Below are 12,900 nucleotides of genomic sequence, written 5' to 3' on the forward strand. Positions count from 1 at the left end.
AACTACAAAAAAGATAATGACATACGTATCAGGTATTCTGATTTTTTTCTTCATTGTTTCCTCCTAGTTAATTATTTTTGTTTGTACGAGTATATAATATAAAATTCTAAAAAACAATAGTTAATAAAAAAAATATAAAAAATATATAATAAAAAAAAGACAAGAAAATTTTCTTGTCTTTTTATAAGTAAATATATAGTTTTAGAAAAATACTCCTGCTATAACTCCATTTAAAAGAGAAGCTAAGAAACCTGCTAAAACAGCTCTCATACCTACTTGAGCAATTTCACTTCTTCTATTAGGGGCAATAGCTCCTAAAGCACCAATTTGAAGTCCTAAAGAGGCTACGTTAGCAAATCCAAGTAAAGCGAAACTCATAATAGCTATTGTTTTTTCAGAAAGTCCAGCTATGTTTTTAGTGAAATCTACATAAGCAACAAACTCATTAAGCACCATTTTTTGTCCTAATAAACTTCCTGTATAAACAGCTTCATGCCATGGAATACCCATAGCATAAGTTATAGGAGCAAAAATATAACCTAAAATCGTTTGAAGAGTAAGTTGGATTCCAAATAAATCTCCAATTCCACCTAAAATCATATTTACTAAAGAAACTAAAGCGATAAATGATATTAAAATAGCTCCGATTATAAGAGCGATATTCATACCATCGATAGTTCCCTTTGCAGCAGCTTCAATAACATTAACAGAATCACTTTTTGTAAACTCGATTTTTTCATCCTCTGATTCAGCTTGAGTTTCAGGCATGATTAGTTTAGCGAACACTAATCCGCTTGGAGCAGCCATGAAAGAACCAGCAATTAAATATTTCATAGGAACACCTAAAGCAGCATAAGCAGCTAAAGTAGAACCAGAAACAGAAGCAACTCCACAAGTTAAAACAGCAAAAAGTTGAGATCTACTTAAATTTGCGATATAAGGTTTTATAACTAGCGGCGCTTCAGTTTGACCAAGGAAAATATTTGCAGCAGCAGATACAGATTCAGCTTCCTTAGTTCCTAAAAGCTTTGATATTCCACCACCGATATATTTGATAACTAATTGCATAATTCCTAAATGGTATAATACAGAGATTAAAGCACCAAAGAAAATAATAAGAGGCAGAACGTTAAAAGCAAAAACGAATGCGATGTTAGTTCCTGGTGTATATAATCCTCCAAAAACAAATTGTATTCCTTCATTAGCTTGAGCAATTATTTTGTTAAAACCATTGGAAACAGACTCAAGGATGTAAGCTCCACCAGACGTTTTCATTACTATAAAGGCAAAACAAAATTGTAGTGCAAAACCAGCTATGATTGTTCTCCATTTGATGTTTTTTCTATCATAAGATAGAAGATACCCTAAAAATAAAATTACAAAAATCCCGAATATACTTCTCAGTATAGACACATTACCAGCTCCTCTATAACTATAATATTATTTTGATATTACTATCAAAAATTACTTTATCCTTTTAATTATATTCTAAAATATATAATATACATAGGACAAGTTGCCTAGTAAAAAAAATATATGTATATAGATAAAAATAATAAAAGAAATTATGTACACTTTTTATTTTGTAAATATAACAAAAAAAACAAAATTAAAACTAAAAGTTTAAAAAATAACATAAAAAAAATAATTGTACACTTTTTTGTTGTAATAAAATTAAAGAATTTTTTAATGAAAAATAATAAAAAAAATAACAAAAAAAATTATAAAAAGAATTGAAATTATACTATTTGTATTTATATTGAAAAATAATAAAAAAATAATAAAAATTAATAAAAATATTATTTTAAAGAGAGAAACCCTCATGAAACCATGATAAATCTTATAGAAATAAAGTTAGTTTTATGGTAAAATGTATAATAGACTAAAAATATTTTAGGAGGTAAAGATGCAGGAGATAAAAATTTCTACAGAATTTATTAAGTTAGATCAATTTCTTAAATTTACTGGTGAAATTGGTACTGGTGGCCAAGCTAAAGAGCTTATTTTAGATGGACAAGTAAAAGTTAACGGAGAAGTAGAAGAAAGACGTGGGAAAAAACTTTATCCAGGAGATAAGGTTGAATTTTTAGGATTAGTATTTGTAGTAGCTTAAATCTATTATAGTTTTGGGGTGAAATAAACATTGGAAATTCTTGAAATGAATTACATAAACTTTAGAAATTTAGAGGATAGAAATATACAATTTTCTTCAAGATTTAATCTATTTTTTGGAAAAAATGGTCAAGGAAAAACAAGTATATTAGAAGCTATTTATTTTAGTGCTACTGGGAAAAGTTTTAGAACCTCAAAAAATATAGAATTGATAAAATACAATAAAGAAAAAATGGGAAGCTACATATCTTATAGAGATTTAGTTTCTGAAAAAACTTTGAGTGTTAAGATTGATAAAAAACATAAAGAGTATAAGTATAATGGTAAAAAAACTCCATTTGATGAATTTTACGGAAAGGTAAATATCGTAACTTTTATTCCAGAGGATATAGAGTTAATAGTTGGAAGTCCTAGTTTTAGAAGAGGATTTTTTGATGGAGAGATCGCTCAAAGTAATTATGAATATTTTAAGAGTTTAAAAGATTACAATAAACTTTTAAAAATAAGAAATAAGTATTTAAAAGAAAAAAATATAAAAGATGAAATGTTTCTGATTTATGAAGATGAATTTATAAAATTAGCAGCTAAAGTGATTTTGAAAAGAATAGAATATGTAAAGAATATTTCTATAATATTAAATCTAAATTATCGAAAACTTTTTGATAATAAAAAAGAGTTAAATTTAAAATATGAGAGTTTTCTCGGAGAAGTAAAAGGTTTAACATTATTAAATTTAGAAGAGAGAATAAAACTTAAAATACAGGAGCTAAAGTATCAAGAGCTTCGTTATGGGTATTCTTTAGTAGGACCACAAAGAGATGATTTTAAGTTTCTTTTAAATGGAAAAGAAGCTAAATCTTATTCATCTCAAGGTGAAAAAAAATCGATAATTTTTTCTTTAAAATTATCTGAAATAGATATGGTAATAAAAGAAAAAAGAGAAACACCAGTTTTTTTAATAGATGATATATCATCTTATTTTGATTCCATAAGAAAAGAAAGCATCATAAATTATTTAAAAAAAAGAGAATTACAAGTTTTCATTAGTTCAACAACTGATTTAAATATAGAATCTAAAAACTTTAGAATTGATAAAGGAGAGATTCAAGATGGACATTATGAATGTAAGTGAAGCAGTGGAAGAAGCTATTGTAAAAAGTAGGAAGTTAAAAGAAGGTATAATAAGAGGACATTGGAGAGATATTGTTGGGAAACTTTCTAAAAAAAGTGAACCTCTTTGGATAAAAGAGGGGATTCTATATGTATTGGTTGAGGATAGTATCTACCTTCATCATATGTCTATGAACAAAAATAAATATTTAAAAAAAGTTCAAGAAATTTTAAAAAAAGAGTATGTAAAAGATATAAGATTTAAAGTTTCAAAGGTTCAAAGTTGTAACTATGTGGAATTTATGGATGAAAAAATTAGTGAAGAAAAAAAAGAGCATTTTATTTCAGAACTTAAGGATTTAACTTTAGAAGAGAAAATAGAGGTTTTGAAAAAGAGAGCAAAAGAGCGAGAAGATGCCTTAAAATTAAAGGGCTATAAAAAATGTGATATTTGTGGAATGATGTTTTTTGGAGAAGGTTTTGTTTGTAAACCTTGCTCTTTAAAAAATATTGCAGATAAGATATTGGAGGATAAAGATGACAACAAATAATTATCAAGCAGAAAATATTACAGTTTTAGAAGGATTAGAAGCTGTAAGAAAAAGACCTGGAATGTATATAGGAACAACTTCAGAAAGAGGACTACATCATTTGGTATGGGAAATTGTAGATAACTCAGTGGATGAGGCATTAGCAGGATATGCAACAAAAATAGAAGTATCAATATTACCGGATAATATAATAGAAGTTGTAGACAATGGAAGAGGAATTCCAGTTGATATACACCCTAAGTATGGAAAATCGGCATTAGAGATAGTGTTAACAGTTCTTCATGCAGGAGGAAAATTTGAGAATAATAACTATAAAGTTTCTGGAGGATTACACGGAGTAGGAGTTTCTGTAGTAAATGCTCTTTCTGAGTGGACAGAAGTTACAGTAAGAAAAGCAGGTAAAGTTTATTACCAAAAATATAACAGAGGAGTACCAGAAAAGGATGTAACAGAAATTGGTGTTGCAGAAGATAGTGGAACTACAGTTAGATTTAAAGCTGATTACGAAATTTTTGAAACGTTAGTATATAGTTTTTCTACGTTAGAAACAAGATTAAGAGAACTAGCTTACTTAAACAAGGGACTTACTATAGTTTTATCTGATTTAAGAAAAGAGCCTGCAAAAGTTGTAAATTTAGAATTTGAAGGTGGAATTTTAGATTATATAAAAGAGATTGAAAAGGATAGCACACCAATAATGAAAGCTCCTTTTTATATGAGTGGAGAAGTTGATAATGTTTCTGTAGAAATAGCAATGACGTATAATACAAACCAAAGAGAAACAATATACTCTTTTGTTAATAATATAAATACTCATGAAGGTGGAACTCACGTAAGTGGATTTAGAACTGCATTAACAAGAGTAATAAATGATTTAGGAAAAACAACAGGGCTTTTAAAAGATAAAGATGGAAAGCTTCAAGGATCTGATATAAGAGAGGGGTTAACAGCAATAGTTTCAGTTAAAGTTCCTCAACCACAATTTGAAGGTCAGACTAAAACAAAGTTAGGAAACAGTGAAGTAACTGGTATAGTTTCTACTGTAGCAGGAGCTCAAATAAAGATGTATTTAGAAGATGCACCTAATGACTTAAAGGTTATAGTTGAAAAGATATTAAATTCAAAAAGAGCAAGAGAAGCAGCTCAAAGAGCAAGAGAGTTAGTACTTAGAAAATCAGCTTTAGATATAGGATCATTACCTGGAAAATTAGCAGACTGTTCTTCAAAAAATCCTGATGATTGTGAAGTTTATATAGTTGAGGGAGATTCAGCAGGAGGATCAGCTAAGCAAGGTAGAGATAGATCATTCCAAGCTATTTTACCATTAAGAGGTAAGATATTAAACGTAGAAAAAGCTGGATTACATAAAGCGTTAGAAAATGCAGAGATTAGAGCGATGGTAACAGCTTTTGGAACTAGTATTGGAGATAATTTCAATATAGAAAAAAGAAGATATGGAAAAATAATAATAATGACAGATGCGGACGTAGATGGAGCTCATATAAGAACACTGATACTAACGTTCCTTTATAGATATATGGTAGATTTAATCCATAATGGAAATGTATTTATAGCTCAACCGCCACTATTTAAAATAACACAAGGTAGAACAGTATCTTATGCTTATACTGATAGACAATTAAAAGAAATCATAGCTGGACTAGAGGGTGAAGATAAAAGATATACTCTTCAAAGATATAAAGGATTAGGAGAGATGAATCCTGGACAACTTTGGGAAACAACTATGGATCCGGACACAAGAACTTTATTAAAAGTTACAATTGACGATGCAAGAGAAGCCGATATATTATTTGATAAACTAATGGGAGATAAAGTAGAACCAAGAAGAGAGTTTATTGAAGAACATGCAGAGTTTGTAAAAAATCTGGATATATAAATGTATGGGTACAATAATAAAAATAATGTTCTAGGAGGAATAAATAATGTCTAATGTGAATAATAGATATATAGAGGAAGAGTTAAAGCAATCCTATCTAGATTACTCTATGAGTGTAATAGTTAGTAGAGCATTACCAGATGTAAGAGATGGATTGAAACCAGTACATAGAAGAATTTTATTTGCTATGAATGAAATGGGAATGACAAGTGATAAGCCATATAAAAAATCAGCAAGAATCGTTGGAGAAGTTTTAGGAAAATACCATCCACATGGAGATTCAGCAGTATATAATACAATGGTAAGAATGGCTCAAAACTTTGCTTATAGATATGAACTTGTAGATGGACACGGAAACTTTGGATCTATCGATGGAGATTCAGCAGCAGCAATGAGATATACGGAAGCTAGAATGTCTAAAATAAGTAATGAGTTATTAGAAGATATTGATAAAGATACAATAGATTTTAGAAAAAACTTTGACGATTCACTAGATGAGCCGATTGTATTACCAGCAAAACTTCCTAACCTTTTATTAAATGGAGCTACAGGAATTGCTGTAGGAATGGCAACAAATATTCCACCACATAACTTAGGTGAAGTTGTAGATGGAATACTAGCTCTAATAGATAATAAGGAAATAACACCAGTTCAATTAATGGAATACATAAAAGGTCCAGATTTTCCAACAGGAGCAATAATTGATGGAGAAGCAGGAATTTATGATGCTTATACAACTGGAAGAGGAAGAGTTAGAGTTAGAGGAAAAATTGAAATAGAAGAAGGAAAAAATGGTAGAGAAAGCTTAATAATAAAAGAGATTCCATACCAATTAAATAAAGCTTCTTTAATTGAAAAAATAGCTAACTTAGTAAAAGAGAAAAAAATAGTTGGAATATCAGACTTAAGAGATGAATCAGATAGAGATGGTATTAGAGTAGTTATAGAATTAAAAAAAGGTGAAGAGTCAGAGTTAGTTTTAAATTCACTATATAAATACACAGAGCTTCAAACAACATTTGGAATAATTATGCTAGCATTAGTTAATAATGTTCCAAGAGTATTAAACTTAAAAGAAATTTTAGACGAATACTTAAAGCATAGATTTGAAGTTATAACTAGAAGAACAAAATTTAATTTAAATAAAGCTGAGAGAAGAGCTCATATATTAAAAGGATTTATAATAGCCCTTGAAAATATTGATAGAGTTATTGAAATTGTTAGAGGGTCAGCAGATGGTAATGAAGCTAGAATAGCCTTAATTGATAAGTATGGATTCAGTGAAGAGCAAGCAAAAGCAATCTTAGATATGAGATTACAAAGATTAACTGGTCTTGAAAGAGATAAAATTGATAGAGAACATGAAGAGTTAAAAGCTTTAATAATTGAATTAAATAAAATTTTAGCAGATGATGATAGAGTTTATGAAATTATAAAAGATGAATTAAATGATATTAAAAATAAATACAATGACCCAAGAAGAACAACTATTGAAAAAGAGAGATTAGAGATAAGACCAGAAGATTTAATAAAAGATGATAGCGTTCTTGTTACTATAACGAATAGAGGATATGTAAAAAGAATGGAGCTAGATAAATATAAAGCTCAAAAAAGAGGTGGAAAGGGAGTTTCAACTCAAAATACTATAGAAGATGATTTTGTTGAGAGAATGGAAGTTATGTCAAACTTAGATACAATGATGATTTTCACAGATAAAGGTAGAGTTTTCCACTTAAAAGTTTATCAAATTCCAGAATCTTCAAAACAGGCTAGAGGAAGACTTATAGGAAACTTAATCAAATTAAAGGAAGATGAGAAAGTTAGAGAAATAATAAAAATAAGAGAGTTTAGCCAAGATAAAGAACTTGTATTTGTAACTAGAGATGGAATGGTTAAAAAGACTAATTTAAGTGAATACAAAAATATAAATACTGCTGGATTAAAAGCAATTAAATTAAGAGATGGAGATGACATAATATTTGTTGGAATCTTACCAGTTGATTCAAAAGAACAGATTTTCTTAGCAACAAAATTAGGACACTCAATTAGATTCTCTAAAGATGATGTAAGACCAACTGGAAGAGATACAAGTGGAGTAAAAGGAATATCTCTTAGAGCTAAAGATAAAGTAATATCAGCACTATTAATAGATGATGCAGCAAATGAGACTATTTTAACTATTACAGAGAATGGATATGGAAAAAGAACAAGAGTAGATGAGTATCCATTACAGTCTAGAAGTGGTAAAGGTGTTATAAATATAAGATGTAGTGATAAGAACGGAGAAGTTGTAGCAGTAAAACCTGTTAAAGATGAAGAAGAATTAATGGTAATAACATCATCAGGAATTGTTATAAGAACTTCAGTAAATCAAATCTCAATAATTGGAAGAGCAACTCAAGGTGTAAAAATTATGAGAGTAAATGAATCAGAATCTGAAAAAGTTGTATCAATAGCAAGTTTTAAAGAGGAAGATGCAGAAGAAGCAACTCAAGAATAATTTAAGTCTATAGGAGGAGTTATTATGAAAAAAGTTTTAGTTGTATTTGGAGAAGGATCAAAAAAAAATGTACTAATAGATAGCGCAATATTTTTTAAAGAGAAATTTGGATACGAAATAGTCCCACTATATGTGAAAGATGTTAGAAGGGATGAGATTATACCAGCAACAATGGATGGAATGATAGTAAACTTAAGTAATAACTCCTTCTCACAAGAAAGAGATGCCTTTGAAGAAGAGGAAGTAAAACATCTACAAGAAAAATTGAAATTAAGAGGAATAAATTCAGTATTAAATGTTGAATTTGGATTTCCATGGGATATAATTAAAGAGTATATGAAGCTTGCCGATCTATTACTTTTTGAAAAAGGTGAGGCTTTATCAGAGTCAGCTGTAACAGTATTAAAAAATCACTTTAAACCAATTGTTATGGTAGGAGAAAAAGCTATAACATCTTTAGAAAAAGTTGGAATTTCAAGTGATGATGGTGTAAAAATAAATAAAAGTGTATTTTCTTTTATAAATATTTTTCCAGAGATAAAAGATTTTGTAATGTTAACTTTACTTTATAAGATAGAGGATAATACATTATTAAAATATTTAAAAGAAAAAGAAAAAGTTGTAGAATGGAAAAATTTTGATGGAGAAACAGCTAAAGAAGAGTATTTAAATGAAGTTAATAATTTAGATCTTTTAATTATGGGAAATTTGAGTAGAGGTTATTTCTTTGAAAAAATTACAGGAAAAAAAGGATTAAATATTATGGAAAAATCTCAAACATCAATATTTATAGGATAGAGTGAATATGAAAATATTAATAGTTACAGATTCTCATGGAAACACAAATAAAATTTATGATATAATATCACAGGAAAGTCCTAATATAATAATATGGACAGGTGATCATAGTTGGGATGGTGAAGAGTGTTCTTTTGCTTTTCCAGATATAAAGTTTTATATTGTTAGAGGAAACTGTGATATCTTTGATAGAAAATTTAATGATAATGAAATATTAGATATAGATGGAATAAAAATATTTATAACGCATGGACACCTTTATAACGTAAAAAAAGAGATGTATACTTTAGAAGCAATAGCTGAAAGATATGATGTAGATGCTGTTTGTTTTGGGCATACTCATATTCCATATTATGAAGAAAAGAATGGAATAAAATACTTTAATCCAGGAGCTTTAAAGGATAATAGATATGGAGTATTGCTAATTGAAAATAAAAAGCTAAATTTTAGTTATAAAGAGATAAAATAAAAAGCCTTGTTTTAGGAGGAAACAAATGAAAAATAAGCTGAATGCTTTAAAGGATGAAGCTAGTTTAATAATCCAAAAAGCAGCAACACTACAAGAAATGGATGAAATTAGAGTTAAGTATTTAGGAAAAAAAGGTGAGTTTACTGAAATTTCTAAATCTATGAGAGATTTATCACCAGAAGAAAGACCTGCTTTTGGACAAATGGTAAATGATGTAAAAACAGTTATAACAACTTTAATCGAAGAAAAAACAACAGAGATTAAAAATAAGGTGAAGAAAGAACAATTAGAATCTGAAACTTTAGATATTTCTCTTCCAGGTAGAGAGGTTTCTACAGGAGGATTACATCCGATAACAGAAACTATGAACTTCTTAAAAAATATATTTGTGGAAATGGGGTTTGATGTTGCAGAGGGACCAGAGGTAGAATTTACTTCTTACAACTTTGATGCGTTAAATATTCCAGAAACACATCCATCAAGAGATTTACAAGATACATTTTATATGAGTGAAAATGTAGTTTTAAGAACACATACATCACCAGTACAAGCTAGATATATGGAAAAACATCAACCACCGTTTAGAATGGTTTGTCCAGGAAAAGTATATAGAAATGACTATGATATATCTCATACACCAATGTTCCACCAAATGGAAGGATTAATGGTAGGACCAGAAGTATCTTTTGCTAATTTAAAAGCTATGTTAGAGCAATTTGTAACAAGAGTATTTGGAGAAACTAAAGTTAGATTTAGACCACACTTCTTCCCATTCACAGAGCCAAGTGCTGAAATGGATGTACAATGTGTAATCTGTAAAGGTGAAGGGTGCAGACTTTGTAAACATAGTGGATGGTTAGAAATAATGGGATGTGGAATGGTTGATCCAGCTGTTTTAGAAGCTGTAGGATATGACCCAGAAGAAGTATCAGGATTTGCATTTGGAATGGGAATAGAAAGAATTACAATGCTAAGGTATGGTATTGATGATTTAAGAGCATTCTTTGAAAATGATGTAAGATTCTTAAAGCAATTTAAATAAAAGGTGGAGGCATATAATGTTAATTTCGTTGGATTGGTTGAAGCAATATGTCGATATAAAAGAGGACATAAAAGAGCTAGAAAACACATTGACTATGATTGGTCAAGAGGTTGAAGCTATAGAGGAGCAAGGAAAAGAATTAGCAAAAGTAGTTATTGGACAGATAACAGAGTATGGGAAACATCCTGAAGCTGAAAAATTAACACTTTTAAAAGTTAATATAGGTGAAGAAGAGGAGCTACAAATAGTATGTGGAGCTCCAAATCATAAACTAGGAGATAAAGTTGTTGTAGCAACTATTGGAGCAGTTTTACCAGGAGACTTTAAAATAAAGAAAAGCAAAATAAGAGGTGTAGAATCTCAAGGTATGCTTTGTTCAGAGGTAGAGCTTGGACTTGGAAATGATGGAGATGGAATTATAATACTTTCAGAAGATGCTCCATTAGGTGTAGAATACAGAGTTTATAAAAAATTAAATGATGTAATTTTTGAATTAGAAATAACGCCAAATAGACCAGATTGTTTATCTTATATAGGAATAGCTAGAGAGATAGCTGCTTATTATGGAAGAAAAATAAAATGTCCTGAGTTTGAATCTAAAAAGATAATAGAGAGTATAAATACTGGGCATATAGATGTAAGAATCGAAGATAAAGAGAGATGTAAAAGATTCTCAGGAAAAGTTATAAAAAATATAAAAGTTCAAGAGTCTCCAGAGTGGTTAAAGAATAGATTAATTTCAATGGGATTAAAGCCAATAAATAATGTTGTAGATGCAACAAATTATATTTTATTTGAATGCAATCAACCTTTACATGCTTATGATTTAACAAAAATCAATGACAGAAAAATAGTTGTTAGAAAAGCATTAAATGGCGAAAAAATAGTGACATTAGATGGAGTTGAAAGAGAACTAAATAAAGGTGAACTAGTTATTGCAGATGCTGAAAAACCTTTAGGAATAGCAGGAATAATGGGTGGAGAATCAAGTAAAGTAACAGAGGAAACAACTGAAATTTTCTTAGAATGTGCATACTTTACTCCAGAAAATATAAGAAAAACATCTAAAGAACTAGGTTTATCAAGTGATTCTTCTTACAGATTTGAAAGAGGATTAGATATAGAAAATACTGCTGAAGTTTTAGAAAGAGCAGCAGATTTAATTTCTCAACTAACAGGTGGAGAAATTTTAGAAGGATGTATCGATAAATATATTGAAAAATATGAAAAAATAGAAATTCCTTTAAATATTGAAAAGTTAAGAAAGTTTATGGGAAAAAATATAGAGATTGATGTAGTAGGAAAGATACTTACTAATTTAGGTATAAATATAAAAACATTAAACTCTACAACAATAATAGCAACACCACCATCTTATAGAGGAGATTTGACTAGAACAGCAGATCTTTATGAAGAAATAATAAGAATGTATGGTTTTGATAATATAGAAAATAAGATGCCAGAAGAAAATATAAGACCTGGAGTTAAAGATTCAATGACTGTTGTTGTTGATGAAGCTAAAGAAATATTAGCAAAATTAGGATTACAAGAAGTAATAAACTATAGTTTTATTTCAAAAGATGCTATAAAAATGTTAGGAATAACAGAACCTACATTGGAAATAACAAATCCAATTAGTGATGATATGGCAGTTATGAGACCAACATTAATTTATAGTTTGTTAGCAAACGTAAGAGATAATTTAAATAGAAATCAAAATGGTTTAAGATTTTTCGAGGTATCAAGAGTATTTACTCCAAAAGAGGATGGATTAGCAAATGAAACATTAAGAGCTTCAATAGCTCTTGCAGGAAAAACTTTTAAAACATTATGGGATCCAAAGCCAGAAGCGATGGACTTCTATACTTTAAAAGGATTTGTTGAAAAATTCTTAGAATATATGGGAGTAACTAGATATCAACTAGATAGATCAGAGGATAACAACTTCCATCCAGGAAGAAGTGCTGATATAAGAATAGGAAAAGTTAAAATAGGAACTTTTGGAGAAATTCACCCAGAGTTAGCAGAAAATATGGACATTAAAAGAGAGAGAGCATACGTAGCTGAACTTGATTTAACAACTCTATTAAATTATAGAGCTAAAAAAGTTAAATATGAGAGAATTGTAAAATATCCTGAAGTTACTAGAGACTTAGCAGTTGTTTTAGATAGAGATGTACTAGTTGGAAAGATGTTAGAAGATATCAAAAAGTCATCAAATCTAATCGAAAGTGTTGCTATATTTGACGTTTACCAAGGAGAGAAAATAGAAGCTGATAAAAAATCAGTTGCTATAAGCATCGTTTTAAGAAAGAAGGATGGAACTCTTGAGGAAAGCGATATCAATATAACTGTTGATAAAATCTTAAAATTAATAGCTAAAAACTATAACGGAGAGATTAGACAGTAAAATTTTTAATT

The 12,900-nt window shown here is 29.1% G+C and carries 10 protein-coding genes; 9 read left to right on the forward strand and 1 reads right to left on the reverse strand.

Annotated features, from left to right (window positions below):
- Window positions 1–201: 201 nt before the first annotated feature.
- Window positions 202–1,413 carry a NupC/NupG family nucleoside CNT transporter gene (locus Q0V08_RS03135; protein WP_023052493.1) on the reverse strand — a complete coding sequence of 404 codons (1,212 nt, stop codon included), beginning with the start codon at window positions 1,411–1,413 and terminating at the stop codon, window positions 202–204.
- 493 nt (window positions 1,414–1,906) lie between these two features.
- Here Q0V08_RS03135 and yaaA point away from each other — a divergent pair, with 493 nt between their 5' ends.
- From yaaA to pheT, 9 genes are read left to right on the forward strand one after another with little or no spacing between them, the layout of a single operon-like run.
- Window positions 1,907–2,113, forward strand: coding sequence for a S4 domain-containing protein YaaA (yaaA, locus tag Q0V08_RS03140; RefSeq protein WP_023050778.1), 207 nt, complete (start codon window positions 1,907–1,909; stop codon window positions 2,111–2,113).
- Window positions 2,114–2,143: 30 nt separating this feature from the next.
- Window positions 2,144–3,244, forward strand: a complete 1,101-nt coding sequence (recF, locus tag Q0V08_RS03145; RefSeq protein ID WP_297432011.1) for a DNA replication and repair protein RecF — start codon at window positions 2,144–2,146, stop codon at window positions 3,242–3,244.
- A complete protein-coding gene (locus Q0V08_RS03150) occupies window positions 3,222–3,773 on the forward strand; it encodes a DUF721 domain-containing protein (RefSeq protein ID WP_185890922.1) in 552 nt (183 codons plus the stop codon). The genes recF and Q0V08_RS03150 overlap by 23 nt, the downstream gene beginning before the upstream one ends.
- Window positions 3,760–5,670: a DNA topoisomerase (ATP-hydrolyzing) subunit B gene (gene gyrB, locus Q0V08_RS03155; RefSeq protein ID WP_023050781.1), complete on the forward strand. Its 1,911-nt coding sequence runs from the start codon at window positions 3,760–3,762 to the stop codon at window positions 5,668–5,670. Before Q0V08_RS03150 ends, gyrB begins: the two co-directional genes overlap by 14 nt.
- A gap of 46 nt (window positions 5,671–5,716) precedes the next feature.
- Window positions 5,717–8,170: a DNA gyrase subunit A gene (gene gyrA / locus Q0V08_RS03160; RefSeq protein ID WP_297432012.1), complete on the forward strand. Its 2,454-nt coding sequence runs from the start codon at window positions 5,717–5,719 to the stop codon at window positions 8,168–8,170.
- A 24-nt stretch (window positions 8,171–8,194) separates the two neighbouring features.
- On the forward strand, window positions 8,195–8,968 hold the full coding sequence (locus tag Q0V08_RS03165) for a hypothetical protein (RefSeq protein ID WP_297432014.1): 774 nt from the start codon (window positions 8,195–8,197) through the stop codon (window positions 8,966–8,968).
- Between the two features lie 7 nt (window positions 8,969–8,975).
- Window positions 8,976–9,437, forward strand: coding sequence for a metallophosphoesterase (locus Q0V08_RS03170; protein WP_297432016.1), 462 nt, complete (start codon window positions 8,976–8,978; stop codon window positions 9,435–9,437).
- Between the two features lie 25 nt (window positions 9,438–9,462).
- On the forward strand, window positions 9,463–10,479 hold the full coding sequence (gene pheS, locus Q0V08_RS03175; protein WP_023050785.1) for a phenylalanine--tRNA ligase subunit alpha: 1,017 nt from the start codon (window positions 9,463–9,465) through the stop codon (window positions 10,477–10,479).
- 16 nt (window positions 10,480–10,495) lie between these two features.
- Window positions 10,496–12,889 carry a phenylalanine--tRNA ligase subunit beta gene (gene pheT, locus Q0V08_RS03180; RefSeq protein ID WP_297432018.1) on the forward strand — a complete coding sequence of 798 codons (2,394 nt, stop codon included), beginning with the start codon at window positions 10,496–10,498 and terminating at the stop codon, window positions 12,887–12,889.
- Window positions 12,890–12,900 lie beyond the last annotated feature (11 nt).

Source organism: uncultured Cetobacterium sp., from assembly GCF_947038635.1.
Lineage (GTDB): Bacteria > Fusobacteriota > Fusobacteriia > Fusobacteriales > Fusobacteriaceae > Cetobacterium_A.